This window comes from Gemmobacter nectariphilus DSM 15620, assembly GCF_000429765.1.
Lineage (GTDB): Bacteria > Pseudomonadota > Alphaproteobacteria > Rhodobacterales > Rhodobacteraceae > Wagnerdoeblera > Wagnerdoeblera nectariphila.
The window spans coordinates 261,835-288,159 of sequence record NZ_AUCM01000004.1 but is presented as its reverse complement, the minus strand read 5'-3'; the positions used below and the strand labels follow the sequence as shown (position 1 = coordinate 288,159).

Genomic DNA, 26,325 nt, shown 5'->3' with positions numbered 1-26,325 from the left:
AGCCAAGGCGCCGACGCTTGCCAACGCTCCGTGCAGACCTTGCGCGCCCCTCTGCCGGGGACTACCTTGCAGGCATGACAGCGCCCCTGATCGACCCCTTTGCCCGGCCCATCAGCTACCTGCGGGTTTCCGTGACGGACCGCTGCGATTTCCGTTGCGTCTATTGCATGGCCGAGCATATGAGCTTTCTGCCCAAGGCAGAGCTTCTGACACTCGAGGAACTGGACCGTCTGTGTTCCGCCTTTGTCCGGCTTGGGGTGGAAAAGCTGCGCATCACCGGGGGCGAGCCCCTCGTGCGGCGCGGCATCATGACGTTTTTCCGCGCCATGTCGCGCCATCTGGAAACCGGCGCGCTCAAGGAACTGACGCTGACGACCAATGGCAGCCAGCTGCGGCGCTTTGCCGGGGAGTTGGCCGAGTGCGGGGTGCGGCGGGTCAATGTCTCGCTCGACACGCTGGATGCGGCGAAATTCGCCGAAGTGACGCGCTGGGGCCGCCTGCCGCAGGTGCTGGACGGGATCAAGGCCGCGAAAGAGGCCGGGCTGCGTGTCAAGATCAATGCCGTCGCGCTGAAAGGTTTCAACGAGGACGAGCAGTTCAGCCTGACAGACTGGTGCGCGGCCGAAGGCCATGACCTGACCTGGATCGAGGTCATGCCGATGGGCGACATGGGCGCCGAGGACCGGCTGGACCAATACTGGTCGCTGGACGATCTGCGCGCGCGCTATGCTGGCCGCTACCGGATCACCGATCTGCCCGAACGCACGGGCGGCCCGGCGCGCTATGTGCGGCTGGAAGAGACCGGGCAGAAGATCGGCTTCATCACGCCCCTGACGCATAATTTCTGCGAAAGCTGCAACCGGGTGCGGCTGACCTGCACGGGAGAGCTGTTCATGTGTCTGGGCCAGGAGGACATGGCCGATCTGCGCGCGCCCTTGCGGGCCAGCACCGACGATGCGGCGCTGGAGGCTGCCATCCGCGCGGCGATTGTCCGCAAGCCAAAGGGGCATGATTTCGACTATTCCCGTCAGGCGATCGGCGGGCAGATGACCCGCCACATGAGCCATACCGGCGGCTAGCTCTCCCGCACCCCTGCGCCGCCCCTCGGGGCGGCCCATGGCCTTGGGCCAGGCCGCGCGTTCCGCGCGGCGGTGGTGCCCGGCATGGGGGTGCCGTGCGGGGTGGTTGGCGGCGGATGCCTCCGGCGGGGGTATTTGGCGAAGGTGATGTGGCTGGTTCTTGCCTTGGCGTGGCGGCGGGGCTAGGCCGGGGCAAAGCGCGGGGGGAACATGGACGATCAGCTGTCGGTCTGGGATATCGGGGCGCCGGAGCCATGCCCCGAGCCGTTCAATCTGGCGGCGCATGTGCTGGGCTGCGCAGGTCAGGTGCCGGACCGGATCGCCTTGCAGGTCGTGCGGCCGGCAGGGGCCGAGCGCTGGTCCTATGCCCGGCTGGCTGACGCCGTGCGTGGCACCGGGGCGGGGTTTCTGGCGCTGGGGTTGCGGCCCGGAGACCGGGTGCTGATGCGGCTGGGCAATACCGTCGATTTTCCGGTCACCTTTCTGGGTGCGATTGCCGCGGGCCTTGTGCCTGTGCCGACCTCGAGCCAGCTGACCGGGCCAGAGGTCGAGCGGATCGCCGACGAGATCCGCCCGGCCCTGATCGTGGCAGCGCCGGGTGTGGCGGTTCCGGGGGCGCCTGCCTGCCCGGTGTTGGGGCTGGAGGAGCTGCGCGCGCTGCGCAGCCATGCGCCTTGCGATTGGGACATGGGGCCGGCGGACCGGCTGGCCTATCTGATCTATACCTCGGGCACGTCGGGGCGGCCGCGGGCGGTGGCCCATGCCCATCGGGCCATCTGGGCCCGGCGGATGATGCATGAGGGCTGGTATGGTCTGCACGAGAATGACCGGCTGATGCATGCCGGGGCCTTCAACTGGACCTATACGCTGGGCACCGGGTTGATGGACCCCTGGTCGGTCGGTGCGCAGGCGCTGATCCCGGCCGAAGGGGTGACGCCGGCGCAGCTGCCCTTGCTGCTCAAGCGGTTCGATGCGACGATTTTTGCAGCCGCCCCAGGCGTTTATCGGCAAATGCTGAGAGAGCCGATGCCCGCCCTGCCCAAGCTGCGCCATGGCCTGTCGGCCGGGGAAAAGCTGCCCGATGCCGTGCGCCACGACTGGGAGGCGGCCACCGGGACGCCGATCTGCGAGGCTTTGGGGATGTCCGAGGTGTCCACCTTCATCTCGGCCGCGCCCGGCCATCCGGCCCCGGCCGGCGCCAGCGGCTATCCGCAGCCGGGGCGGCGGGTGGCGGTGCTGGATGCGGCCGGCATCCCGGTGCCGCGGGGCGAGCCGGGCACGCTGGCCGTGCATCGCCGCGATCCGGGGCTGTTCCTTGGCTATCTGAACCAGCCCGAGGAAACGGCCGCGCGCTTTGCGGGCGAGTGGTTCCTGACCGGCGATACGGTCAGCATGGCGCAGGACGGTGCCATCACCTATCTTGGCCGCGACGATGACATGATGAATGCCGGGGGCTATCGTGTGTCGCCGCTGGAGGTGGAGCGGGCGATGAACGCGCATCCGGCCATCGAGGAATCGGCGGCCGTCGAGGTCGAGGTGCGCCCCGGGGTCAGCGTGATCGCGCTGTTCTATGCCGGGCAGGAAACCCCGGCCGAAGATCTGGCGACCTTTGCCGAAAGCCGGCTTGCGCGTTACAAGCAGCCCCGGCTGTTCGTCCCCCTGCCCGCGATCCCCAAGGGCGCGAACAACAAGCTGGCGCGCAAGGCGTTGCGCCAGGGATGGACCCCGCCCGAAGGAGGCACCCGATGATCACGCTTGATATCTTTTCCGATCCGGTCTGCCCCTGGTGCATGATCGGCAAGGCCCATCTGGACCGCGCGCTGGAGCGGATCGGCGATCACCCGTTCCGCATCGAATGGCATCCGTTCCAGCTGAACCCCGATCTGCCCAAGGACGGGGCGGACCGGCGCGATTACCTGGAGGCCAAGTTCGGCGGCCAGATGAACGCGGCCAAGGCCTATCTGGCCGTGCAGCAAGCTGCCGAGGCGGCTGGCGTGGAATTCAATGTCGAAAAGATCGAACGCCAGCCCAACACGCTGGATGCCCATCGGCTGATCCACTGGGCAGGGCTGGAAGGGTGTCAGACCGCCGTGGTCTCGGGGCTGTTCCGCGCCTATTTCCGCGACGGGCGCGACATCGGGCAGCCCGAGGTGCTGGCGGACATTGCCGCCGAAGCTGGAATGGACCGCGAGATCGTGTTGCGCCTGCTGGCCTCGGACGCGGATCGTGACGACATCATGGCCCGCGATGCCGATGCCCGGCAAAAGGGTGTGCGCGCGGTGCCGACCTTTCTGATCGCGCGGCATTACGTCGTGTCGGGGGCGCAGCCTCCGGAATTGTGGGAACAGGTTGCGCAAGAGATCGCGGCTCAGGCGAAGGCAGACTGATGCGCGAGGGGGCCTTGCCCCCGGCAACTGATGCGCCCGGTGTCGCGGCCCCGCCTTCCCCCAGGATATTTGCATCAAGGCGAAATGGCGGGCGATCAGCGCCCGGTGACGGGTGGCTTGCTGGGCAAGGGGGCCGCGGGAACGGTCACGGGAACGCCGGCGACGAGGAAGACAGGCATGTCCGATTCCTTTTGTCAGGTATTTTCTGAGTAAATGAGTCAGATAATCACGTCAAGTCCGGCCTGCGGCAAGCCGACGCAGATCAGCCATGCGATCAGGGGTTGAACTGGGGTCTGGTTCCTGACGCGCATCACGCGTAAGCAAACGGACATGACCCAGCCTGCCTCTGCCACCGCGCCCCGCCTTCCGTTGCCGGAATTCATTGCCCTGATGGCAATGCTGTTCGCCACGATCGCCTTTTCCATCGACGCCATGCTACCTGCCCTGCCCGAGATCGGCGCCGAGCTGGCGCCGGACATGCCAAGCAAGGCGCAGCTGATTCTGACCAGTTTCGTTCTGGGCATGGGGCTGGGCACCTTTGTCACCGGCCCGCTCTCTGACAGTTTCGGTCGCCGGCGGATGATCCTGATCGGATCGGCACTGTATTGCGCCGGCGCGGCGATGGCCTGGGCTGGTCCGACGCTGGAGGCGGTGCTGATCGGCCGGCTGGTGCAGGGGCTGGGGGCTGCGGGGCCGCGAATCGTGGCGGTGGCCATGGTGCGCGATCTGTATTCGGGGCGGCAGATGGCGCGGATCATGTCCTTTGCCATGATGATCTTCACGCTGGTCCCGGCCGTTGCGCCGCTGGTCGGCACCTGGATCATCGCGCTGGGGGGCTGGCGCGGCATTTTCGCGGCCTTCATCCTGTTTTCGGCCGTCTCGATGATCTGGCTGGTGTCGCGCCAGCCCGAGACCCTGCCCCGCGCGATGCGCAGCCCGATGCGGGTCGCCCCGCTGCTGGCCGCCGGCCGCGAGGTGATGGCCCACCGGGCCGTGCAGGTGTCGATCGCCATGCAGGCCATGCTGTTCGCCGCGCTGTTCGGCACGCTGTCGCAAATCCAGTATCTGTTCGACCAGACCTATGGCCGGGGCGACAGCTTTCCCTATTGGTTTGCCGGAATCGCGCTGGCCTCGGGGACGGCGAGCCTGCTCAACGCGCAGCTGGTGATGCGGCTTGGCATGCGGCGCATGGTGCGGGTGGCACTGCTGGTGCAGGTTGCGGCGTCGGGCAGTGTGGCGCTGGCCACGCTGAGCGGGCTGGTGCCGGCGGGCGCGGGATTCGTGCTGTTCCTGATCTGGATCTGCGGCGTGTTCTTCATGACCGGCTTCACGCTGGGTAATATCAACGCGATCGCCATGGAGCCCTTGGGCCATGTCGCGGGGATGGCCGCGTCGCTCATCTCGGCGCTGGCGACCGTTGCGGGGGTCATGCTGGCCGTGCCGCTGGGGCTGGCCTTCGACGGAACGATCGGGCCGCTGGCGCTGGGGGTGGCAACGCTGGCCGGGCTGGCGGCGCTGTTCCAGATGGCCTTGCCGCCCCAGCTGCGCTGAGGACCGCAGGGGCGCCGCCTGGCTTTCAAACACCGGCCGCGCCCCATGATCGGACGGATGAGACGGGCGGGCCAGCAACCAGGCCCGCCCGCTTGCGTCAGTGCGAGTGCTTTTGCCCCGGCATCTGGCCGCCCTGCATCTGGCCGCCCATCGCGCCGTGATCGGCCTTGCGTTCCAGATCGACCGGAACCTCGACCGTCACCTCGCCCGAGCGTTCAAAGGTCAGCGTGACGGTGAAGGTATCGCCCTGGGCCAGCGGGCGTTTCAGACCCATCAGCATGACATGATCGCCCCCGCGCGCCAGAGCGTGATTGGCATGCGCCGGCACTGCAAAGCCCTCGGGCACTTCCATCATGCGCATCGTGCCGTTGGCATCGGCCTTGTGGGTGTGCAGCTCGACCCGCTCGGCCACGTCCGAGGCGGCGCCGATCAGCCGGTCGTCGGCATCGGCATGGTTCTCGATCACCATGAAGGCAGCGCCAGACTTGGCATTGGCGCCCATCACGCGGGCATAGGGGTCAACGATGGTCACGCCATCAGCGGCCAGAACGGGGCTTGCGAAGGCCAGCAGGGCGGCGGTCAGCAGGAATTTCGGAATCATGGGTATGTCCTTGCACCAAGGGGCCGGTCGCCACGGCAGGGGCCGGCAGTCTGTCTAAGTCAGTCGGAACGGATCAGACAGCCAAGGGAGGACCGCGCGCCTTGGGCGTGGCGGGCGACAGTGGGACCGCACCCGTCGCCACAGGCGCCCAGACGATCCGCGACAGGCCAAGCGGCCGAACGACCACCGGCACGGGGGGCAACAGCGCCACCACATGGGCGGCGATGCAATCGGGACAAGGGTGAACGGTGCCCAGTGGCTCGCCGCGGTCGTCCACCAGCACGGTGATGACGCCATAGCCCGAGCAGATGACGATGGATCCCGCCGCCGCCATCTGGCCACGCGCCACCGCCATTGTCCCGCTCGTCAGCGCAAGGACAAGGCACAGCAGCCAGGACATCAGGCGAAACTGCAGGGTCATGCGATGTCCTTAGCACCGGGGCATCGTGCGGCCAAGGCCCGGTGCAATGCAAAAGGCCCCGCCAGCCGGCAGGGCCACAATGCGTGACAATCGGACGCAGATCAGGCCGCGGCCTGAGCCTTCTGGATGTCGCGCTTGATCTTCAGCGCGCGCTCCGACAGTTCCTCGTCGCGGGCCTTCATCAGGAACGAGTCGAGGCCGCCGCGGTGGTCCACGGTGCGCAGCGCATGGGCCGAGATGCGCAGCTTGAACGACTGCCCAAGGACGTCCGACAGCAGCGTCACGTCGTTGAGGTTGGGCAGAAAACGCCGACGGGTCTTGTTGTTGGCGTGGCTGATATTGTTGCCCGTCATCGGGCCTTTCCCGCTGAGTTCGCAGACACGCGACATTGTGTTCTTCCTTCGATCCGACAGTGAACAGCGCCGCCTGTCAGGCAGCGCGCCAATTCCTTGTGGGGCGTTTATGGGGAAACCGGCCCAAGGTCAACCCGTGGCCGGTGAAACATCTGCGGGAATCCGGGGAAAAGCGGGGGGAACCGGCGCTTGACGGGCAGGAAATGCCCCAGGTTCCGGTTCCCCCGTTACGGGCCGACGAGGCGTCACGGCCCGATTCCCGATCACAGCGCGCCCGAAACCACAAAGCCCAGGTCGCGCTCCAGCGCGCGTTCGGCGCGGATGTAGCTGACCCCTTCGGCAAAGTTTGCCGCGGCAAAGCTGGCCATGTCGCTGTCCTGAACCTCGACAATCTCGCCCAGCTGGTCCTGCACCCAGACCTTCACGGCGACCGGCTGGCAGGTGCCCATGTCGAAGGCGCGAATCTGCACCGGACCATCCGTAGGCTCGGCAAGGCGCGTCAGGCCGATGTCGGCGGGCCCTTTCGGTGCAACGACGACCATGTCGACCGCGGCCCCGTCGTAGCCCAGCAGAGTGCGGCACACATTCGCCTGGGCGGCCTCGGTGGCGTTCGGCATGTCCTGAGACAGCGCGGGCAGGCCCGTTGCGGCCAGAGCCGCCGCGAACATGGTGATTTGAAGCGTTTTCATGGCGTCACCTCTTACTGATCCAAGATCCCCCGCAACCACACTGTCGCGGGGTCGTGCCTTGCTAACGCGGCAGACGCGGGGCGGTTCCGTAGAGCCATGGACCTTAGAGGAGATGGTAAGTGATGACGGACTCGAGCCGCCGACATTCTCGGTGCAAGAACCGCGTCACCCCGAACGTGACGATATATCGCCAGAGGCGCGACTCGCACCGGACCTTGGCGGCACAACTGCCACGCAGATTTGGCGCGGGCAGGTTCGGCGGACAAGGGCGCATGAAGTGGATGGCCGGACCCCTAGGACCGGCCGCGGCGCGGCGCGCCGATCCACCAAAATGTCGAGCAAAGGAATTGCACCCCTAGCAATCTTGCCTTTCCTCACCTATCTAGGGGTCGCACGCCTAATTTTCGACCTGTTCCTTACGGCTCAGCTTCGATCTTCAGCTTTGCCGGGCCGCTGCATGACGTGAGCGGCATTTGTTACAAGGAATGACACGATGGCCAATGGCACCGTGAAATGGTTCAACAGCACCAAAGGCTTCGGCTTCATCCAGCCGGAAGGTGGCTCCAAGGATGTGTTCGTCCACATCTCCGCCGTCGAGCGCGCTGGAATTCGTCAGCTCAATGACGGCCAGGCCGTGACCTATGACATCGAGCGCAGCCGCGATGGTCGCGAGTCCGCGATCAACCTCGCACTCGCCTGATCACCGACGAGAACGCTGATGGCGGGGCTGGCAGGTGTCGGCCCCGCCATTTCTATCTGCATACGTAGAACGACCCTGCAAGATCCTGATCAACGCTCGGTCCCGCAGCGCATCGCCTGGTCGGACCTGCCAGAGCGCCAGTCCCGCGGCATGGCGAAATCCCCCGCCAGATGCCACGGTGCGCGGGCGCCGGTCTCACCCTCGACATACGCGAGACCATAGCGGCGGCCGGAGACGGCCAGCCCCTGCCCCACCAGCCACCCGCCCGGATCACCCCGCCCACACTGCAGCGGGCGACAATGCGGCGGCAGCGGTCGATGTCGGTCAGATCGCATCGCACAGGGCGCCGGCCGATGCGGCCGGACAGACGATCAGCCTGGCAAGCAATCGCAACACCAGGTTCTACATGCGCTAATATATTGAAATAATGCACTTGTTCCGCCGGGATTCGCGGATCACCCGCCTCATTTTCGACGAATTCTCGCCGCAATCTGGCAGGGCTGATCAGAAGGGTCTGGGCTTATGATGGACAAGGAGCGCCGCATCGCGCTGTTGGAACGGGCGCTGCTGGAATACATCCAGATCTATGGGCTGACCGATCTCGCGCGCGAGGCGATGACCGTTCCACCGTGGTCTGGCACCGAGGAGCGACCCCAATGCACCAGACGCGAAAAGGCACATGACCAGGGCCGCAAACCTTTCTGGAAGTGGCGCAGCTGATCCGTCGTCTCCTGGCAAGGCCGCATCGCAGTCAGCCCTTGCGGGCCGCCCAGCATTCCAGCGCGGCCCCTGCACCGCGCGGGCCCGGGCAGGATAGCAAGGCGATCAGCCCGACCGTGACCTCGCGCGGGAATGCGAAATACACCCCGACGCTGCCACCGATCATCGGCCAGCGGCCCCAGCAGATCCCACGACAGGATCAGCCGCGCGCGCACCTTGCCCGCGTGGAACATGGCGCGGCCAGCGAAGGCTGCGATCATCGCAGTAGCGGCGCCGCCGATCGCCCGGTTCATCGTCTCGATCAGTCCCGGATTAGGCGGTGAGGTCGGTCATCGTCTCTCATGCGCAGCAAAAAGCCCGCCGCAGCGGGGTTTGACCGTCAGAGTGTCCGGGTCAGATCACGGCCAGCCGAGACGAGATCCGGCGCCTGCTGGATGCAGACCGTCAGCCGCGCATCAAGCAGGCGATCCTGCTGATGCTGACGACGGCCAGGCGCGTGGGTGCGGTCCTTGACCTGACATGGGATCGCGTCGACCTCGGGCGCGGACAGGTCAACCTGCGCGGCAACATGCTTGGGCCTTGCAAGGGGCGCGCGATCATCCCGATCAACGCGAGGCTGCGCGTCGCCCTGAAAAGCGCCAGACACGCGCGCCTGTCCGATCATGTGCTCGCGCGGGCCGGTCGATCCGCAAGGGCCTTGCCAAGGCCGTTGAAAACGCAGGCCTGAAAGACGGGATGCTGCACGTCCTGCGCCACACCGCAGCGGTCCATATGGCCAAGGCCGGCGGCCCCATCGGGGAAATCAGCCAGTATCTCGGGCACGGCAATGTGCAGATCACGGCAACGGTCCATGCCCGATTCTCTCCTCAACACCTGTCCCGTGCGGCAAAGGCGCTGAACTTCGAAAAGATGCGCAAGGTTCGCCGAACCTCGGAGCATGACGCGCCTGCGCGCACTTTTCGTTTCATATCATGTGGTTGAGTGGTGGGTGATGACGGACTCGAACCGCCGACATTCTCGGTGTAAACGAGACGCTCTACCAACTGAGCTAATCACCCGCATGCGCCATCGTCCCTAGCCGATGGCCCTGGCAGGTGCAAGCCCGCAGACCTGACGCCCCGGCAAGGCCTGGCCCGGATGTGGCGGGGATCGCCTTGCCTTCGAACCCGCGAGGGATCGGCCGCGTGAAAGGCATCGGCCGTCAGGACGCGCGCTGCGAAGCGGGCTTTTGTCCGGGGCGGCGCCAGTGTAGGCCTGCGCCATGTGACGGAGTTCCTGCCATGACCGCCATTGTCTTCGATCTGGACGGCACGCTGATCGACAGCGCGCCCGATATCCGCGCCGCGCTGAACCATGTGCTGTTGGCCGAGGGCGCCGAGGCGCTGACGCTGGCCGAGACGATCCGCTTCATCGGGCATGGCATTCCCGCGCTGGTCCGGCAGGCGCGCGAATTTCGCGGGCTGGGCGCCGATCGGCACGCGGCGATGGTGGACGCGATGGTCGCGCGCTATCAGGCGGCCTCGACGGTGCTGACGCGGCCCTATGAGGGCGTTGAGGCAGCGCTTGCGGTCTTGGGGGCGGCCGGGCACCCGCTGGGGATTTGCACCAACAAGCCGCTGGCGGCGACGCGGCAGATTCTGGCGGACCTGGCGCTGGAGGCACCCTTTGGCGCGGTGATCGGCGGCGACAGCCTGCCGGTGAAAAAGCCCGATCCGGCCCCGCTGCATGCCGCCTTTGCCGCGCTGGGGGCGGCGCCCCTGCTGTATGTCGGGGACAGCGAGGTCGATGCCGAAACCGCGCAGGCGGCCGGCGTGCCCTTTGCGCTGTTCACCCCCGGCTATCGCAAGGCGCCGGTTGCCAGCTTGCCGCATCGCTTTGCCTTTAACGATTTCGCGCAGCTGCCCGCGCTGGTCGCCGCACTGGCCTGACCGCTTGTCCTGCCGCGCTGGCGGTGCAAGATGGCGCCGTGCAACACGGAAAGGGGCAAGCCATGAACCATGACGATCTGCGCGACTGGTCGAAACGCGCGGCCGACTGGGCGCATGATTATCACGCGGGCCTGCGCGATCGCCCGGTGCGCGCCAGCATCGCCCCCGGTTCCCTGCGCGATGCCCTGCCCGCCGAGGCGCCCGAGGCCGCCGAAGCGATGGAGCGGATCTGGCACGATTTCGAGACCCTGGTTCCCGGCGCGATGACCCATTGGCAGCATCCCCGGTTCTTTGCCTATTTCCCGGCGAATGCCGCGCCCGTGTCGATGCTGGCCGAGCAGCTGGCCAATGCGATGGCCTCCCAGGCAATGCTGTGGCAGACCGCGCCTGCCGCGACCGAGATCGAACAGGCGATGATGGTCTGGCTGCGCAAGGCGCTTGGCCTGCCGGATCGCTTCACCGGCACGATCCATGACAGCGCGACCTCGGCGACATTGTCGGCCGTGCTGACCATGCGCGAGCGGGCGCTTGGCTGGACGGGCATTGCCGAAGGGCTGTCGGGCGCCCCGCGCCTGCGGCTTTATGCCAGCGCCGAGACGCATTCCAGCGTCGACAAGGCCGCCCGGCTGGCCGGGATCGGGCAGGACAATCTGGTCAAGGTGCCAACCGACAGCACCCTGTCCATGAAGCCCGGCGCGCTGGCCGGTGCCATCGCCGCCGACCGGGCCGCCGGCTATCTGCCGATCGGCGTGGTGATCTGCGCGGGCGGCACCAGCGTTGGCGCCTTTGACCGGGTGGCCGATGTGGTGGCCGTGGCAAGGGCCGAGGGCCTGCCGACCCATGTCGATGCCGCCTGGGCCGGCAGCGCGATGATCTGCCCCGAGTTTCGCGACCTTTGGGCCGGGGTCGAGGGGGTCGACAGTCTGGTCTTCAACCCGCACAAATGGCTGGGGGCGCAGTTCGACTGTTCGGTCCAGTTCATTGCCGATCCGGGGGCGCAGATCCGCACCATGGGGTTGCGGCCGACCTATCTGGAAACGCCCGGCCAGGAGGAAATCGTCAACTTCAACGAATGGACCGTGCCGCTTGGCCGCCGGTTCCGGGCGCTGAAGCTGTGGTTCCTGCTGCGCGCCCATGGCCTTGGCGATCTGCGCGCCCGCATCCGCAACCATGTCGCCTGGGCGCGGCAGGCGCGCGATGACCTGGCCGCCCTACAGGGGGTCGAGATCGTGACCGAGCCCTCGCTGTCGCTGTTCTCCTTTGCGCTGACCGAAGGCGATGCGGCGACCGAGGCCCTGCTTCAGCGCATCAACGACGATGGCCGGATCTATCTGACCCAGACCCGGCATCGCGGGCGCTATGTGATCCGGGTGCAGGTCGGCGCGTTCGACTGCACCGCCGAGGATGTGGCGATGATCGCGACCGTGGTGCGAGAGTTGCTGGCGTGATCCGGCGGGACCGGGCGCAAGGCATCATGGCCCGGCTGGCGCTGGTCCTGCTGGCGGTGCTTGCCCTTGCGATCCCTGCCCGCGCGGACCTGCCGCAACCGCTGACGCCCTATGTCAGCGATTTTGCCGGGGTTCTGGACGATGCGGCCGAGGGGCGGCTGACGGCCGCCTTGCAGGCGCTGCGGACCGACCCGGGGGCCGAGGTGGCAATCTCCACGGTCCGCCGCCGGGCCGATTACGGCCAGTGGGACGGGATCGAGGCCTTTGCGAAAGATCTCTTCAACCTCTGGGGCATCGGGGCTGCCAATCGCAACGACGGTATCCTGATCGTTCTGGCCGTGGACGACCGCGAGGCCCGCATCGCCCTCGGTGCGGGCTATCCGCCGGTCTGGGACGGGCGCGCCCAGCGGGTGATGGATGCGCTGATGGTGCCCCGCTTTGCCGAAGATGACTACGCCGGCGGGCTGGAGGCGGGGGTGGCGGGGCTGGAGGATCACCTGATCCGTCCGTTCCTGGCAGGCCAGCCCTATGAGTCGCTGCCCGAGCTTGCCGCCCCTGACGACCCGACCGACTGGGCAGGGCTTGGCATGTTTGCCGCCTTTGTCGCGCTGATCATGGCCCGCATGGGCTGGGGCGCGCGGCACCGGATCGGCGACATCCTTGCCAGCCGCCGCCCCTGCCCGCGCTGCGGCGCCGCCGGCATTGTCATTGAAACCAGCATGGACAGATCCCCCGGCAAGACCACCGGGGGACAGCGCCTGATCCGCCGCCGCTGCCCCGCCTGCGGCTGGCACGACGACCGGCACGAGCCTGTCCCCGCGCCGCGCGCAAGCACCGGCCGCGGATCGGACGGGTTCGGTGGCGGCCGCTCTTCGGGGGGCGGCGCCACCGGGCGGTGGTAATCAGTCCAGCATCGTCTGATAGGACGCCGGAACATAGCGGAAGCCGTCACCATCCGCCGCCACATAGCCCAAGGCCGGGAACGGCATGTGATAGCCGATGAAGGGCACCTTGTCGGCCGCCAGCATCCCGAACACCTTGCGCCGCGTCGCGGCCGCCTGCGCCTTGTCGGCGTCAAAGCGAACCTCCCAGTCGGGGTTCTGCACCGACCAGATGAAATGGTTTGCCGTATCGGCAATCAGCATCACCCGCTCGCCGCCGCTTTCGATCATGTAGCCCATGTGCCCCGGCGTATGGCCATGGGCCAGCACGGCCGTCACCCCCGAGGCGACAGACCCGCCATCGTCCAGGAAGGTCATCTTGTCGTTCAATGGCTTGACCGACTTGTCGAACCCTTCGTTGCCGGCTTTGGACCAGTGGTTATGCTCGATGGCGCCAGTGACATAGCGGGCATTGGCAAAGGTCGGCGCGCCATCCGCCATCAGCCCGCCGATATGATCGCCGTGCATGTGGGTCAGCACAACCACATCGACCTGATCGGGCGTCACCCCTGCCTGTTCCAGCGCAGCCACGGTTCCGGCTGCGGCAACGCCGGTATCGAACAGGATCAGCTCGGCCCCCGTGTTCACCAGCGTCGGCGTGAAGAAGAACTGCGCCTTGTCCGTCGGAATGAAGGCGGCGGCCGAGGCAGCGGCAAAGTCTTCCTCGCTGGCGTTGAGGCCGAAAATCTCCTTGGGGTTCGGCACGGTCCGGGTTCCGGCCATCAGCGCCGTCACCTCGAAGGTTCCCAGCGCAAAGCGGTTGGCCAGCCGCGACGAGGGCCCTTGCAAGGGCGCGGCGGCCATGGCGGCGGGGGCAGCGGCGGCCACCATCGGCGCGGCAGCGGCAGCGGCGATCGCGCGGCGGCGGGTCAGTCGAATTGTCATCAAGAATTCTCCCCTTGGTCCGAAACAGGTGTCGTCGTGCCCGGCTGGTGTCGACACTGGCGTGCGGTCAGCCTTTGACACTATCGCTTACGCGCCAAAGCCCGGCGCGGATGACTCGGGCAGCAAAATGAATGCACCGATCAACCAATCCGCCGGCGCCTCAACGCATGGGCGCTATTCCCACCAGCGGTCGATCGCGGCGATCTCCTCGTCCGACCAGCCGAAGTGATGCGCGAGCTCATGCACCATCACATGACCGACCAGATCGGCCAGCGCCACATCGCCCCGGTCGATCCATTCGTCCAGGATTGCCCGGCGGAACAGCCAGATCACATCGGGGCCCATCGGCTGGTCCGAGACGGACTTTTCCGGCAGCGGCGTGCCTTCGTAGAGGCCCGTCAACTCGTAGGGGTCGTCGATATCCATCGCCTCCAGAATGTCCTGCGGCGGAAAATCGACGATCCGCAGGCCCACTTGGGTGGCGGCCTGGCGATAGATCGGGGGCAGGCCCGCGACGGCGCCATGCGCCATGCGTTCCAGATCCTCAAGGCCGGGCGCGGCAAGGCCGGTCCAGTCGGGCGCGGGGTTATCGGCTGTGGTCATGGCGGCACCTCCTGTCCCGATATGGACTTTTCCCGGCGGTTGTGAAAGGTAGCGGCCTGCACCCGGAGTCGCCCATGACCGTTACCCGCTTCGCCCCCTCGCCCACCGGCTATCTGCATATCGGCAACCTGCGTGCCGCGCTGATGAACTTCATGATCGCCCGCCAGCAGGGCGGCACGTTCATCCTGCGGCTGGACGACACCGATCAGGAACGTTCGAAACAGGAATATATCGACGGGATCTTTCAGGATCTCGAATGGCTTGGCCTGACCTGGGACCGGATCGAATACCAGTCGAAGCGGATCGGCCGTTATATGGAAGCCGCCGAAGACCTCAAGTCCAAGGGCCGGTTCTACGAGGTGTTCGAAACCCCGACCGAGCTGGATCTGAAACGCAAGAAGCTGCTGAACATGGGCAAGCCCCCGGTCTATGACCGCGCGGGGCTGAAGCTGTCCGAAGAGGACAAGGCCCGCCTGCGCGCCGAAGGGCGCGAAGGCTACTGGCGCTATCTGCTGGATCAAGAGCGCATCGAATGGACCGACGGCATCCTTGGCCCGATTTCCATCGACGCGGCTTCGGTTTCGGATCCGGTGATGATCAAGGCCGATGGGCAGGTGCTGTATACCTTTGCCTCGTCGGTCGATGACATCGACATGGGCGTCACCCATATCGTGCGCGGCGCCGACCATGTGACCAACACCGCCACGCAAATCCAGATCATGAAGTCGCTGGGCGGCACGCCCCCCGAATTTGCCCACCATTCGCTGCTGACCGGCCCGCAGGGCGAGGCGCTGTCCAAGCGCCTTGGCACGCTCAGCCTGCGCGATCTGCGCGCGAACGGGATCGAGCCGATGGCGATCCTGTCGCTGATGGCGCGGCTGGGATCGTCGAAGCCGGTGGAGCTGGCAGGGTCGATCCAGGATCTGATCGACGGGTTCGAGATCGGCAGCTTTGGCGCCGCGCCCACCAAGTTCGATGCCGAGGATCTCAAACCCCTGACCCGCGCCTGGGTCCAGCGCCTGCCGCTGGAGGCCGTGGCGGACCGGCTGGCCGCGCTTGGCGTGCCGGCCGATGTGCAGCCGGATTTCTGGGCGGTTGCCAGCCAGAACATCGACGTTCTCGGCGATCTGGACCGCTGGTGGACCCTGTGCCGCGATGGCGCCGATCCGGTCATCGCCCCGGAGGACGCCGATTTCGTGCGCGAGGCGCTGGCCCTGTTGCCTGCCCGGCCCTGGGGGCCGGACAGCTGGGGCCAGTGGACCAACGCGGTCAAGGCCGCCACGGGCCGCAAGGGCAAGGGGCTGTTCATGCCGCTGCGCCGGGCACTGACGGGCATGGACCACGGGCCGGAAATGGCCGCGCTGATGCCGCTGTTGCAGGTGGTGCGCGCCCTGTAAGCCGCCCGCGGGGCACCCGGCCCCGGGGAGGGGGCCGTCTGCCCCCTCCCCCGTCCCCTCCCCCGAGGATATTTTCCTCAAGGCGAAAGGGTGAGGGTCAAGAGTATGCAGGCAAGGCGCGCGAAGTTCCTGGAAGGCAATCTGTTTCGCCATGTGACGGTGATGTCGCTGACCGGCTCTGTCGGGCTGATGGCGGTGTTCATCGTCGATCTGATGAGCATGCTGTTCATATCCATGCTGGCGCGGCCGGAACTGGCGGCGGCCATCGGCTATGGCGGCACGATCATGTTCCTGGTCATCTCGTTCGGGATCGGCATGTCCGTGGCAGCGGGGGCCGTGGTGGCGATGGCGGTCGGTGCAGGCGATGCGGCCGAGGTGCGCAGCAAGACCACGCATTCGGTGATCCTGTCGGCGATCTTCGGGGTGATCGTGATGCTGGCCTCGTGGGCCTTGCTGCCGCTGATGGTCAGCGCGCTGGGGGCGACGGGCGAGGTCTATGACCAGACCATCCATTTCCTGGCCGTGGTGATCCTGTCGGTGCCGTTCCTCAAGGTCGGCATGGTGGGCGGTGCCATTCTGCGCGCGCATGGCGATGCGCGGCGGTCGATGTCATCGACCCTGTGGGGGGCGGGGATCAGCGCGATCCTGAACCCCGTGCTGATCCTGTGGGCCGACATGGACCTGACGGGGGCGGCAATTGCAACCATCGCCTCGCGCATCGTGATCGCCGGGGTGGCCACCTGGCAGGTGCACCGGTTCTACAAGGGCTTCGTGCGCACCACCTGGGGGGACATGATCGCCGATGTGCGGCCCATCTCGCGCATTGCCGTTCCCGCCATTCTGGCCCAGATCGCAACCCCGCTGGGCTATGCCTTGGTCACCCGCGCCATGTCGGATTTCGGCGAGGCGGCGGTCGCGGGCATGGCGATCGCGGGGCGGCTGACGCCGGTGGCTTTTGGCGTGATCTTCGCGCTGGCCGGGTCCATCGGACCGATCATCGGCCAGAACCATGGCGCCAGACGGCCCGAGCGGGTGCGGGCGGCGTTCTTTGCCTCGCTGGGGTTTGCGGGCATCGTCGTGGGGCTGGTCTCGCTGATCCTGTTCGTGCTGCGCGCCCCGATCGCCGATGCCTTCCATGCCGAGGGGCTGACCCGCGAGCTGGTCTATCTGTTCTGCGGCCCGCTGGCGGCGCTGTGGTATTTCATTGCCATCATCTTCGTTGCCAATGCGGCGTTCAACAACCTTGGTCGGCCGTTCACCTCGACCTGGACCAACTGGGTGCGCAGCACCATCGGGACGATCATCCCGGTCTGGATCGGGGCGCGCATGGCGGGGGCCATCGGGGTGATGTGGGGGCAGGCCTTCACCGGGGTGGTGTTTGGTCTGCTGTCGCTGTGGCTGGCGCTGCGGCTGGTCAGGGTGCCGCCGCCGGCGCCGTGACAAGCCGGGCGCCGACACCTGCAAGCCCGGCATCGACCAGCGCGGTTTCTGATGCGGACAGGCGCTGTGCCCGCGGATAGCGCGGGTCGGCGCGGTCGTTCAGGATCGGGGCCTCCCATCCGGCAGTCGTGGCAAAGAACCGCCGGGCGCCCTCTTCGCCCCATTCGCGCAGGAAGCCCTGCACGACCGCATCGACATAGGACAGCAGCACCGGATTGCGCAGGCCCGGCGCCAGCGCCTCGGCCCGGGGCACGGCATAGACCTGCGCAGGCAGCCGCCCTGCCCCGGTCTCGGCCTCGACGGCATGGCGCAGATAGGCATGTTCGCGCAGATCCAGCGCCGCCCAGTCACCCCCCGGCACTTCGGCCACCAGCCCGTCGATGGACAGGCCCAGCGCGGGTTCGACCGACAGATAGGCCAGCGGGCGCGCCGCGACATGCACCCAGACCCGGCGCCAGCCGTCCAGCCGCGCCGGTTGGCCGCCCGGATAGGCATGGGTTGCCCGGTTTACCAGCGAGCCATAGCCAAAGAAGTGATGCGCCATTCCCGCGGTTTCCTTTCACGAAGCGCCAATCCGAATCCCCTTGCCAGCGCGCCGGGCGGCGGGCTAGAGGATGAACCACAGGATCGGGAGAATCCGGTGCGGGGGCAACCCCTTGCCGGTGCCGAAGGAGCAACCGCCCCGGTAAACTCTCAGGCGCAAGGGACCATCCTGCAAGGAACTCTGGAGAGTGGCGCACCGCGCCCGCCGAAGGGATAACGATCTCAGGCGCCCCGTTCGGGGTAGGGACAGAGGGGGCATCGAAGGGTGGGGATCGGCCTGCCCGTGCGGTGCCGTGTCCAATTCCGACCGGCCAGAGTGGGAGCGCGCCATGAGCGAGCTGATACGGCTGGGTCTGCATGACCTGCATGTGGAACTGGGCGGCAAGATGGTGCCGTTTGCCGGTTACGAAATGCCGGTGCAATATCCGATGGGCGTGATGAAGGAACATCTGCACACCCGCGCCAGTGCCGGGTTGTTCGATGTCTCGCACATGGGTCAGGTGATCCTGACGCCCAAGGCCGACATGGCCGCGCTGGTTGCCGGATTTGAATCGCTGATGCCGGTGGATGTGGCGGGCGTGGCCGAAGGGCGGCAGCGCTACGGGCTGTTCACCGACGAGGCAGGCGGCATCTTGGACGATCTGATGTTCGCCAACCGCGGCGATCATCTGTTCGTCGTGGTGAACGCTGCCTGCAAGGCCGCCGACATTGCCCATATGCAGGCGCATCTGGCCGATGTGGCCGAGGTGCTGCCCGTCACCGACCGCGCGCTGCTGGCCCTGCAAGGGCCGCTGGCGGAAACCGCGCTGGCCCGGCTGGTGCCGGCCGTTGCCGCGATGAAATTCATGGATGTGGGCGTGTTCGACGGCGCCTATGGCGAATTGTGGATCTCGCGTTCGGGCTATACCGGCGAGGACGGGTTCGAGATCTCGGTCCCCGAGGCGCAGGCCGATGCCTTTGCCCGCGCCCTGCTGGTGATGGACGAAGTGGCGCCCATCGGGCTTGGCGCGCGCGACAGCCTGCGGCTGGAGGCGGGGCTGTGCCTTTACGGCCATGACATCGACACCACCACCAGTCCGGTCGAGGCCGGCCTGACCTGGGCCATCCAGAAGGCCCGCAAGGCCGGCGGCGCCCGCGAAGGCGGTTTTCCGGGGGCTGCGCGCATCCTGGGCGAGCTGGCCAGCGGCACCGCGCGCCAGCGCCTTGGCCTGCGCCCCGAAGGCCGCGCCCCGATGCGCGAGGGCACTCCGGTCTTTGATGCGGCCGAAGGCGGCCGCCAGATCGGCGTGGTCACCTCGGGCGGCTTTGGCCCCAGCGTCGAGGCGCCGGTCGCCATGGCCTATCTGCCTGCCGGCACCACCGGCACCGTCTGGGGCGAGGTGCGCGGCAAGCGCCATCCTGCCACTGTCTCGCCCATGCCTTTCCACCCCACCTCGTACAAGCGCTGAGGAGCTTGCCCCATGAAATACACCGAAGAACACGAGTGGCTGCGCGTCGAAGGTGACGTTGTCGTCGTCGGCATCACCGCCCATGCCGCCGAGCAGCTGGGCGATGTGGTGTTCGTGGAATTGCCCGAGCCGGAAACCCAGGTCGCCCAGGGCGACGAGGTCTGCGTGATCGAAAGCGTCAAGGCAGCCTCCGACATCCTGGCCCCGCTGAACGGCGAGATCGTTGCCGTGAACGAGAAGCTGGAAAAGAACCCCGGCCTTGTGAACGAGGATCCGATGGGCACCTGGTTCTTCAAGATGAAGATCGACGATCTGTCCGTGCTGGACGATTTCATGGACGAAGACGCCTATAACGAGCTGATCGGCTGACCAGCCGTCGCGTGGACTGCACCCGCCGGGGGCCCTGCCCCCGGACCCCCGGGATATTTGTGGACAGATGAAGGGGGCGGGGTGTGACAGGGGCTGCGGCCCTGCAGTGACCCAGAGGTTATCATGGCTTTCACGCCCACCACCTACGACCCCTATGATTTCGCCAACCGGCGCCATATCGGCCCCTCGCCTGCCGAGATGGAAGAGATGCTGAAGGCGGTCGGCGTGCCGACGCTGGCGGCGCTGATCGAAGAGACCATCCCCGCCTCGATCCGGCAGGAAAAGCCGCTGGACTGGGCGCCGCTGGCCGAGCATGAGCTGCTGGAGCGGATGCGCCATGTGGCATCAAAGAACAAGGTGATGACCAGCCTGATCGGCCAGGGCTATTACGGCACCGTCACGCCGCCCGCGATCCAGCGCAACATCCTGGAAAACCCGGCGTGGTATACCGCCTATACCCCCTATCAGCCGGAAATCGCCCAGGGCCGGCTGGAAGCCTTGCTGAACTACCAGACCATGGTCTGCGATCTGACCGGCCTTGACGTGGCCAATGCCAGCCTGCTGGACGAGGCGACCGCCGCCGCCGAGGCGATGGTGATGGCGCAGCGCGTGGCGAAATCGAAGGCCGGCGCGTTCTTTGTCGACGAGAACTGCCATCCCCAGACCATCGCCGTGATCCGTACCCGCGCCTTGCCGCTGGAGATCGAGGTGATCGTCGGCGCGCCCGAGGCGCTTGACCCCGCCAAGGTCTTTGGCGCGATCTTCCAGTATCCTGGCACCTATGGCCATGTGCGCGATTTCACCGATGCCATTGCCGCCCTGCATGACGCCAAGGCCGTGGCCATTGTCGCGACCGACCTGCTGGCGCTGTGTCTGCTGAAGGAACCCGGCGCGATGGGCGCCGACATTGCCGTCGGCTCTGCGCAGCGGTTCGGCGTGCCGATGGGCTATGGTGGCCCGCATGCGGCGTTCATGGCCTGCAAGGACGACATGAAGCGCCAGATGCCCGGCCGCATCGTGGGCGTGTCGATCGACGCGCGCGGCAACAAGGCCTATCGCCTGAGCCTGCAGACCCGCGAGCAGCACATCCGGCGCGAGAAAGCCACCTCGAACGTGTGCACCGCTCAGGCGCTGCTGGCTGTCATGGCCAGCTTCTATGCCGTGTTCCATGGCCCCAAGGGGCTGCGGGCGATTGCCGAGCGGGTGCATTTCAACACCTGCCGGGTGGCCGAGGCGCTGAAGGCGGCCGGGGCCAAGGTGGCGCCCGAGGCGTTCTTTGACACGATCACGGTCGAGGTGGGTGTGGGCCAGCAAGGCATCATGGCCGCCGCGCGCCACCGCGGGATCAACCTGCGCAAGGTGGGCCGCGACCGCGTCGGCATCAGCCTTGACGAGACCACCGGCGAGGATGTGATCCGCCGCCTGCTGGATGCCTTCGGGATCTCTGATCCCGCGCCGGTGCCGCACGCCCCTGGGTTCCCTGCCCCGATGCTGCGCGAGAGCGAGTATCTGTCGCATCCGGTGTTCCAGATGAACCGCGCCGAATCCGAGATGATGCGCTACATGCGCCGGCTGTCGGACCGCGATCTGGCGCTGGACCGCGCGATGATCCCGCTGGGCAGCTGCACCATGAAGCTGAACGCGGCCGCCGAGATGATGCCGATCACCTGGCCCGAATTCGGCGCGCTGCATCCGTTCTGCCCGCCCGATCAGGCCGCCGGCTATACCGAGGCGATCAGCGACCTGTCGGCCAAGCTGTGCGAGATCACCGGCTATGATGCCTTCTCGATGCAGCCGAACTCGGGCGCGCAAGGCGAATATGCCGGGCTGCTGACCATCCAGGCCTATCACCGCGCGCGCGGCGATACGCACCGCGATATCTGCCTGATCCCGGTGTCGGCCCATGGCACCAACCCGGCCAGCGCGCAAATGTGCGGCATGAAGGTGGTGGTGGTCAAATCCAGCCCCAACGGCGACGTCGACGTCGAGGATTTCCGCGCCAAGGCGGAAGCTGCGGGCGACCGGCTGGCCGCTTGCATGATCACCTATCCCAGCACCCATGGCGTGTTCGAGGAGACCGTGCGCGAGATTTGCGCGATCACCCATGAACATGGCGGACAGGTCTATATCGACGGGGCCAACATGAACGCCATGGTCGGCCTGGTGAAGCCGGGCGAGATTGGCGGCGATGTCAGCCACCTGAACCTGCACAAGACCTTTGCGATTCCGCATGGCGGCGGCGGTCCGGGCATGGGGCCGATCGGCGTGCGCGCGCATCTGGCGCCCTATCTGCCGGGCCACCCCGAGACGGGCGGCGACGAGGGGCCGGTCTCGGCCGCGCCTTATGGCAGCGCCTCGATCCTGCTGATCAGCTGGGCCTATTGCCTGATGATGGGCGGGGCCGGGCTGACGCAGGCAACGCGGGTGGCGATCCTGAACGCAAACTATATCGCGGCGCGGCTGCGCGGGGCCTATCAGGTGCTGTTCATGGGCAACCGGGGCCGGGTCGCGCATGAATGCATCCTCGACACCCGCCCCTTTGCCGAGGCCGGTGTGACGGTGGACGACATCGCCAAGCGGCTGATCGACAACGGCTTCCACGCCCCGACCATGAGCTGGCCGGTCGCCGGCACGCTGATGGTCGAGCCGACCGAATCGGAAACCAAGGCCGAGATCGACCGCTTCATCACCGCCCTTCTGGCGATCCGCGACGAGATCAAGGCTGTCGAGGCCGGCGAGATCGCCGCCGAAGACAGCCCGCTGCGCCACGCGCCCCATACTGTCGAGGATCTGGTCGCCGACTGGACGCGCAAATACCCGCGCGAACAGGGCTGCTTCCCGCCTGGCGCCTTCCGGGTGGACAAATACTGGCCCCCGGTCGGGCGCGTCGACAACGTCTATGGCGACCGCCACCTGATCTGCACCTGCCCGCCCGTCGAGGATTACGCGCAGGCCGCCGCGTGACACTTGATCGCCCGGGCCACGGCCCGGGCGATATTTCATCGGGGGCGGTCAGACATGCCGCCCCGGCTTGGCGACCAGGGCTGCAGACCGCGGCCCCTGTCCCTGCAGCGCCCAAGCCAGCCAAACGGCCATCGGCCAGCGCAGGGGCGGCTATCCTGGCCCGCTTCATCGCGAACCCGCGCCGCCACACGCCGTCCGCCCCCTCTGGCGTCACCTTTGAAAGTTCGTGCGAAAATTTTCGCCGCACCCTCTGGACAGCCCCCGCCCCCTCGGCTATCACCCGCCCACCGAAGCAAACACTTCGCAACGGTGCCCAGATAGCTCAGTTGGTAGAGCAGCGGATTGAAAATCCGCGTGTCGCTGGTTCGATTCCGGCTCTGGGCACCACTTGAATTTCCTACATATTTCGATGTCTTGACCAGGCGCTGCCAAGGCATTGGTTCGGCTACTGCGCATCTAGTCGCGCAGTCGCCTGCAAGGTTCCTGTCCTGTCCGCGAACCCGCCTGTGCCCAAGGGTCGAGCGCCTAGAGTATCGCCATCGAGGAGCGTTGACCCGCCATGACCATCTTTCTTGCCATCGCCTTCGGGCTTTCGCTGTCCGTGATCCTGCTGGGCTTCTGGGCGGATCGGTCGGCGGTCAGGGCACGCATCAACGGCGCGAATGGCCTGCCGATTCTGGTGGCGCTGATCGTCTCGTTCCTTGGATCACTGGTCGTCGCCTTGATCGCGGGTATCTTTGGCGGCTGGGCCACGATGGGCTGGATCCTGCTGCTGACGATCCCGTACCACGCCGGGCTTGCGGCCTTTCTGATCTGGCGGTTGCAGTCGCTGGCAACGCGCATCGGCGAAATTGCCCGGCAGGAGCGAGAGCGCTGGATGAAGCCGAAAGCCTGATCCAGCGGCCGCCATGGGCAGGCCGGGCCATTCTGTCGCGACGCAGAGCAGGCTTTGACGGTGGCGTCTGCCATGGGGCGACAGATCCAAGGCAGATGACAGCAGGACCCTGTCTTCCCGTCAGCGATGCGGCAGGCTTGACCCAGATCAGTGTCGTCCGGCACTGTCCATGCGTATCTGCGCAGGAACTGGAGTCGCCAATGATCGTGACCTGTCGTGCCGCCCCTGCCAGAATCCTGCGCCCCGCGCGGCCCGGCGCAAGCCAGGGCCCGATGTCCTGGTGCGCGGCGGGTCAGACGGCTGCAGACCCGGCAGGTGATCGCAGGCGCCCTGCTCTGGCCCCCCGCCCCACCCCAGGGTTCGATGCGAGGACGCAGCCCAAGCCCGCCATGCAGGAGGCTGCGCAGTGACGGTGTTCGGCTGGATGAACGATCAGCTTCTGCGGATGGTCTGGCTCAACGATCTTGTGGGTCAGGGCGTCGCGGCGGTCGGGCTGGACCCGGCCTCGCGGCTGGGCGGGTCGGTGCTGTTCTTCGTCTATGACGTGATCAAGATCTTCATCCTGTTGTCGGTGCTGATCTTTGCCATCTCTTATGTCCAGAGCCATTTCCCGCCCGAACGCACGCGGGCCATGCTGGGCGGGCGTTCGGGCCTTGGCGCCAATACGCTTGCGGCCCTGCTGGGCACGCTGACGCCGTTCTGTTCCTGCTCGTCGATCCCCCTGTTCATCGGCTTCACGGCGGCAGGGCTGCCGCTGGCGGTGACGTTCTCGTTCCTGATTTCCTCGCCGCTGGTCGATCTGGCATCGGTCATCCTGCTTGCCTCGATCTTCAGCTGGCCCATTGCGCTTGCCTATGTGGTCGTCGGGCTGATCGTCGCCATCGTCGGCGGCACGGTGATCGGCCGGCTAGGACTGGAGGATCAGGTCGCGGCCTTTGTCCGAACGGTCCCCGTGACCGGCGAGGCCGCAACGATGACCCGGCGCGAGCGGCTGGCCTATGCAAGGGACCAGGTAAGCGAGATCGTCCACCGCGTCTGGCCCTATGTGCTGATCGGGGTGGGCATCGGGGCGGCGATCCACAACTGGGTTCCGGCGGATGTCATCTCGGCCCTGCTGGGGCAAGACAAGTGGTGGTCGGTCCCGATGGCGGTTCTGGTGGGCATTCCGATGTATGCCGACATCTTCGGCACCCTTCCCATCGCCGAGGCCCTGGTGGCCAAGGGGGTGGGGCTGGGCACTGTTCTGGCCTTCATGATGGCGGTGACCGCGCTGTCGCTGCCCTCGCTGATCATGCTCAAGCGGGTGGTCAAGATGCCGCTGCTTGTCACCTTCACGGGCGTCGTGACGCTGGGGATCCTGTCGATCGGGGTCATCTTCAATGCTGTCACCCATTGGTTCATCTGACAAAAGGGGCGGAACATGATCATCAAGATCCTTGGATCGGGCTGCAAGAAATGCGTGGCTCTGGGTGAAAACGCCAAGGCTGCTGCCGCGGCGGCTGGCAAGGATGCGCAAATCGTCAAGGTCACCGACTTTGCCGAGATCGCAGCCTATGGCGTTCTGTCGACGCCCGGTCTTGTCGTCGATGAAAGGCTGCTCTCGACCGGCAAGGTGCTGTCGGCGGACGAGATCGGAAAACTGCTCTGATGGACTATCGCGTCCACGCACGCCGCATCGACGCCCATGGCAGTCTTGCCCGCGCGAAACAGGCCGAGGTGACGCTGGATACCGACCTTGGCGGTCGGGCCGATGCGATGAACCCGGTCGAACTGCTGCTGGCCGCGCTGGCCGCCTGCATGTTGAAAGGGATCGAGCGGGTCACGCCGATGCTGAACTTGCGGATCGACGGCGCCGAAGTCCGGCTGGAGGCCGTGCGCCAGGACGCGCCGCCAAAGCTGACCCTGATCCGCTACGAGATCATCGTCGACAGCCCCGAGACCGACCATCGCCTCGATCTGCTGCATCGGAACGTCCTGAAATACGGCACGATTTCGAATACGCTGTCGGCGGCGGTGCCGCTGGACGGCACATTGCGCCGCGCCTAACCCAGCGCCTTCTGGCAGCAGCGGTGCAGCACCTGCACATAGCGGTTGGTCCCGAGAAAGGCGGTATGGGCGAACCACAGCTTCATCGGCTCCATCCCGGTCAGCACGCGGCACATCACGCGGTGGCCATCGTCCTCGACCGCCCATTCGGGCAGAACGCCATAGCCCAGACCTTCGGCAATCAGGCGCGTGACGCTGGTGGACCCCGAAACCGAGGTCGCCACCCGCGGCGGGGCGCCGATCTGGCGGGTCAGGTAATCCAGCGAGCGGCTGCGCAGGGTCTGGCCCGGTTCATAGGTGACAAAGGGCCGGTCGCGGAACACCGACAGATCGGCCCCGTCGCCCGGAATGCCCCAATCCATCGGCCAGACCAGCGCCAGCCGATAGCTGCCCAGCAGATGCTGGGTGATCGCCGGGTGACTGAAGCTGCGCTCGCTGACGGCGGCATCCAGCGCGCCGTCCATCATCATCTTTTCCAGCGTCGTATCGCGCTCAAAGAAGGCCAGCTCCAGATCGGGGGCCTCGGCGCGGAATTCCTGCAAGATGCCGGGAAAGAAATGGTGGAACAGCGCTTGCGGAACGCCGACCCGCAGCACCGATCGGACATCATGCAGCAGCACCGAGATGCGCGACAGGATCGTATCCAGCTCGCCCCCCAGCGAGGCATGCAGCGCCCTGCCCTGCGGCGTCAGCGTGACGGACCGCGAGCCCTTTTCCGCCTCGATCAGCCGCGCACCATACAGCTGTTCCAGCCGCCGCACATGGTTGGCCGCCGACTGGTAGGAAATGTTGAGCTCGCGCGAGGCGGCCGAGAATGACCCGGTGCGCGCCACCAGGTGGAAGGTCTGCAAGAGCGAGATATCCACCTTGGGCCGACGGTCGTCGGGTGCTTCCTTGTCGCCCGCGCGCCGTGTCAT

Annotated in this window: 29 protein-coding genes, 2 tRNA genes and 1 riboswitch; of the genes, 20 read left to right on the top strand and 11 right to left on the bottom strand. The window is 66.7% G+C overall.

Annotation, left to right across the window (positions count from 1 at the left end; translation table 11 throughout):
• The first annotated feature begins 74 nt into the window (after window positions 1-74).
• From moaA to G481_RS0104440, 4 genes are all read left to right on the top strand, one after another.
• Window positions 75-1,079 (top strand): GTP 3',8-cyclase MoaA, encoded by a 1,005-nt coding sequence (gene moaA, locus G481_RS0104460; RefSeq protein ID WP_028028947.1) that lies wholly within the window; start codon window positions 75-77, stop codon window positions 1,077-1,079.
• Between the two features lie 210 nt (window positions 1,080-1,289).
• Window positions 1,290-2,828, top strand: coding sequence for a class I adenylate-forming enzyme family protein (locus G481_RS0104455; protein ID WP_035025077.1), 1,539 nt, complete (start codon window positions 1,290-1,292; stop codon window positions 2,826-2,828).
• Window positions 2,825-3,466 (top strand): DsbA family oxidoreductase, encoded by a 642-nt coding sequence (locus G481_RS0104450; protein WP_028028945.1) that lies wholly within the window; start codon window positions 2,825-2,827, stop codon window positions 3,464-3,466. The genes G481_RS0104455 and G481_RS0104450 overlap by 4 nt, the downstream gene beginning before the upstream one ends.
• Before the next feature lie 330 nt (window positions 3,467-3,796).
• Window positions 3,797-5,017, top strand: coding sequence for an MFS transporter (locus tag G481_RS0104440; RefSeq protein WP_028028944.1), 1,221 nt, complete (start codon window positions 3,797-3,799; stop codon window positions 5,015-5,017).
• A 97-nt stretch (window positions 5,018-5,114) separates the two neighbouring features.
• On the opposite strand, the gene G481_RS22825 is transcribed toward G481_RS0104440, so the two are convergent.
• The 4 genes from G481_RS22825 to G481_RS0104420 all read right to left on the bottom strand — a co-directional run bounded on the left by G481_RS22825 (window position 5,115) and on the right by G481_RS0104420 (window position 7,081).
• A complete protein-coding gene (locus G481_RS22825) occupies window positions 5,115-5,618 on the bottom strand; it encodes a copper chaperone PCu(A)C (protein WP_051294297.1) in 504 nt (167 codons plus the stop codon).
• Between the two features lie 73 nt (window positions 5,619-5,691).
• Window positions 5,692-6,039 carry a hypothetical protein gene (locus G481_RS0104430; protein ID WP_028028943.1) on the bottom strand — a complete coding sequence of 116 codons (348 nt, stop codon included), beginning with the start codon at window positions 6,037-6,039 and terminating at the stop codon, window positions 5,692-5,694.
• A 101-nt stretch (window positions 6,040-6,140) separates the two neighbouring features.
• Window positions 6,141-6,428, bottom strand: coding sequence for a 50S ribosomal protein L28 (gene rpmB, locus G481_RS0104425; protein WP_028028942.1), 288 nt, complete (start codon window positions 6,426-6,428; stop codon window positions 6,141-6,143).
• 227 nt (window positions 6,429-6,655) lie between these two features.
• Complete coding sequence (locus G481_RS0104420; RefSeq protein WP_028028941.1) at window positions 6,656-7,081, bottom strand: hypothetical protein; 426 nt, start codon at window positions 7,079-7,081, stop codon at window positions 6,656-6,658.
• 493 nt (window positions 7,082-7,574) lie between these two features.
• On the opposite strand from G481_RS0104420, the gene G481_RS0104415 reads away from it, so the two are divergent.
• Both G481_RS0104415 and G481_RS0104410 read left to right on the top strand, forming a co-directional pair.
• The gene (locus G481_RS0104415) at window positions 7,575-7,781 is read left to right on the top strand and encodes a cold-shock protein (protein ID WP_028028940.1); all 207 of its coding nucleotides are present in this window, start codon (window positions 7,575-7,577) and stop codon (window positions 7,779-7,781) included.
• Window positions 7,782-8,306: 525 nt separating this feature from the next.
• Window positions 8,307-8,501 carry a hypothetical protein gene (locus G481_RS0104410; protein ID WP_154664520.1) on the top strand — a complete coding sequence of 65 codons (195 nt, stop codon included), beginning with the start codon at window positions 8,307-8,309 and terminating at the stop codon, window positions 8,499-8,501.
• A 31-nt stretch (window positions 8,502-8,532) separates the two neighbouring features.
• On the opposite strand, the gene G481_RS26850 is transcribed toward G481_RS0104410, so the two are convergent.
• Window positions 8,533-8,667 (bottom strand): hypothetical protein, encoded by a 135-nt coding sequence (locus G481_RS26850; RefSeq protein ID WP_281171636.1) that lies wholly within the window; start codon window positions 8,665-8,667, stop codon window positions 8,533-8,535.
• A gap of 213 nt (window positions 8,668-8,880) precedes the next feature.
• On the bottom strand, window positions 8,881-9,165 hold the full coding sequence (locus G481_RS26620; RefSeq protein WP_028028938.1) for a hypothetical protein: 285 nt from the start codon (window positions 9,163-9,165) through the stop codon (window positions 8,881-8,883).
• Between the two features lie 71 nt (window positions 9,166-9,236).
• On the opposite strand from G481_RS26620, the gene G481_RS26615 reads away from it, so the two are divergent.
• Complete coding sequence (locus tag G481_RS26615; protein ID WP_245594922.1) at window positions 9,237-9,482, top strand: tyrosine-type recombinase/integrase; 246 nt, start codon at window positions 9,237-9,239, stop codon at window positions 9,480-9,482.
• Window position 9,483: 1 nt separating this feature from the next.
• Here the strand turns inward: G481_RS26615 and G481_RS0104390 are convergent.
• A tRNA-Val gene (locus G481_RS0104390) sits at window positions 9,484-9,559 on the bottom strand.
• A gap of 222 nt (window positions 9,560-9,781) precedes the next feature.
• On the opposite strand from G481_RS0104390, the gene gph reads away from it, so the two are divergent.
• From gph to G481_RS24985, 3 genes are all read left to right on the top strand, one after another.
• Window positions 9,782-10,429: a phosphoglycolate phosphatase gene (gene gph / locus G481_RS0104385; protein WP_028028936.1), complete on the top strand. Its 648-nt coding sequence runs from the start codon at window positions 9,782-9,784 to the stop codon at window positions 10,427-10,429.
• A gap of 62 nt (window positions 10,430-10,491) precedes the next feature.
• Window positions 10,492-11,877: a pyridoxal phosphate-dependent decarboxylase family protein gene (locus tag G481_RS0104380; RefSeq protein WP_028028935.1), complete on the top strand. Its 1,386-nt coding sequence runs from the start codon at window positions 10,492-10,494 to the stop codon at window positions 11,875-11,877.
• Window positions 11,874-12,779, top strand: coding sequence for a TPM domain-containing protein (locus tag G481_RS24985; RefSeq protein WP_051294296.1), 906 nt, complete (start codon window positions 11,874-11,876; stop codon window positions 12,777-12,779). The genes G481_RS0104380 and G481_RS24985 overlap by 4 nt, the downstream gene beginning before the upstream one ends.
• On the opposite strand, the gene G481_RS0104370 is transcribed toward G481_RS24985, so the two are convergent.
• Both G481_RS0104370 and G481_RS0104365 read right to left on the bottom strand, forming a co-directional pair.
• Window positions 12,780-13,703, bottom strand: coding sequence for an MBL fold metallo-hydrolase (locus tag G481_RS0104370; RefSeq protein WP_154664519.1), 924 nt, complete (start codon window positions 13,701-13,703; stop codon window positions 12,780-12,782). It abuts the gene before it with no gap.
• A gap of 174 nt (window positions 13,704-13,877) precedes the next feature.
• Window positions 13,878-14,306, bottom strand: a complete 429-nt coding sequence (locus tag G481_RS0104365; RefSeq protein WP_084450619.1) for a metallopeptidase family protein — start codon at window positions 14,304-14,306, stop codon at window positions 13,878-13,880.
• A gap of 74 nt (window positions 14,307-14,380) precedes the next feature.
• On the opposite strand from G481_RS0104365, the gene gltX reads away from it, so the two are divergent.
• Together gltX and G481_RS22815 are read left to right on the top strand one after the other, a co-directional pair.
• Window positions 14,381-15,703, top strand: a complete 1,323-nt coding sequence (gltX, locus tag G481_RS0104360) for a glutamate--tRNA ligase (protein ID WP_028028932.1) — start codon at window positions 14,381-14,383, stop codon at window positions 15,701-15,703.
• A 105-nt stretch (window positions 15,704-15,808) separates the two neighbouring features.
• Window positions 15,809-17,143 carry an MATE family efflux transporter gene (locus G481_RS22815; protein WP_035025073.1) on the top strand — a complete coding sequence of 445 codons (1,335 nt, stop codon included), beginning with the start codon at window positions 15,809-15,811 and terminating at the stop codon, window positions 17,141-17,143.
• Here the strand turns inward: G481_RS22815 and G481_RS0104350 are convergent.
• Window positions 17,118-17,687, bottom strand: a complete 570-nt coding sequence (locus G481_RS0104350; protein ID WP_028028931.1) for a gamma-glutamylcyclotransferase family protein — start codon at window positions 17,685-17,687, stop codon at window positions 17,118-17,120. The genes G481_RS22815 and G481_RS0104350 overlap by 26 nt on opposite strands.
• Before the next feature lie 73 nt (window positions 17,688-17,760).
• Window positions 17,761-17,863, top strand: a riboswitch (glycine riboswitch).
• Between the two features lie 152 nt (window positions 17,864-18,015).
• On the opposite strand from G481_RS0104350, the gene gcvT reads away from it, so the two are divergent.
• The 8 genes from gcvT to G481_RS0104310 all read left to right on the top strand — a co-directional run bounded on the left by gcvT (window position 18,016) and on the right by G481_RS0104310 (window position 25,408).
• Window positions 18,016-19,134, top strand: coding sequence for a glycine cleavage system aminomethyltransferase GcvT (gene gcvT, locus G481_RS0104345; protein WP_028028930.1), 1,119 nt, complete (start codon window positions 18,016-18,018; stop codon window positions 19,132-19,134).
• Window positions 19,135-19,146: 12 nt separating this feature from the next.
• Window positions 19,147-19,503 carry a glycine cleavage system protein GcvH gene (gene gcvH / locus G481_RS0104340; RefSeq protein ID WP_028028929.1) on the top strand — a complete coding sequence of 119 codons (357 nt, stop codon included), beginning with the start codon at window positions 19,147-19,149 and terminating at the stop codon, window positions 19,501-19,503.
• Between the two features lie 123 nt (window positions 19,504-19,626).
• Window positions 19,627-22,467 (top strand): aminomethyl-transferring glycine dehydrogenase, encoded by a 2,841-nt coding sequence (gene gcvP / locus G481_RS0104335; RefSeq protein ID WP_028028928.1) that lies wholly within the window; start codon window positions 19,627-19,629, stop codon window positions 22,465-22,467.
• A 311-nt stretch (window positions 22,468-22,778) separates the two neighbouring features.
• Window positions 22,779-22,854, top strand: a tRNA-Phe gene (locus G481_RS0104330).
• A gap of 172 nt (window positions 22,855-23,026) precedes the next feature.
• Entirely contained in the window at window positions 23,027-23,362 is a 336-nt protein-coding gene (locus G481_RS22810; protein ID WP_051294295.1) for a hypothetical protein, read from the top strand.
• A gap of 406 nt (window positions 23,363-23,768) precedes the next feature.
• On the top strand, window positions 23,769-24,767 hold the full coding sequence (locus G481_RS0104320; RefSeq protein ID WP_028028927.1) for a permease: 999 nt from the start codon (window positions 23,769-23,771) through the stop codon (window positions 24,765-24,767).
• 15 nt (window positions 24,768-24,782) lie between these two features.
• A complete protein-coding gene (locus tag G481_RS0104315) occupies window positions 24,783-25,010 on the top strand; it encodes a thioredoxin family protein (protein ID WP_028028926.1) in 228 nt (75 codons plus the stop codon).
• The gene (locus G481_RS0104310; RefSeq protein ID WP_035025069.1) at window positions 25,010-25,408 is read left to right on the top strand and encodes an OsmC family protein; all 399 of its coding nucleotides are present in this window, start codon (window positions 25,010-25,012) and stop codon (window positions 25,406-25,408) included. The genes G481_RS0104315 and G481_RS0104310 overlap by 1 nt, the downstream gene beginning before the upstream one ends.
• On the opposite strand, the gene G481_RS22805 is transcribed toward G481_RS0104310, so the two are convergent.
• Window positions 25,405-26,325, bottom strand: a complete 921-nt coding sequence (locus tag G481_RS22805) for a LysR family transcriptional regulator (protein WP_051294294.1) — start codon at window positions 26,323-26,325, stop codon at window positions 25,405-25,407. The genes G481_RS0104310 and G481_RS22805 overlap by 4 nt on opposite strands.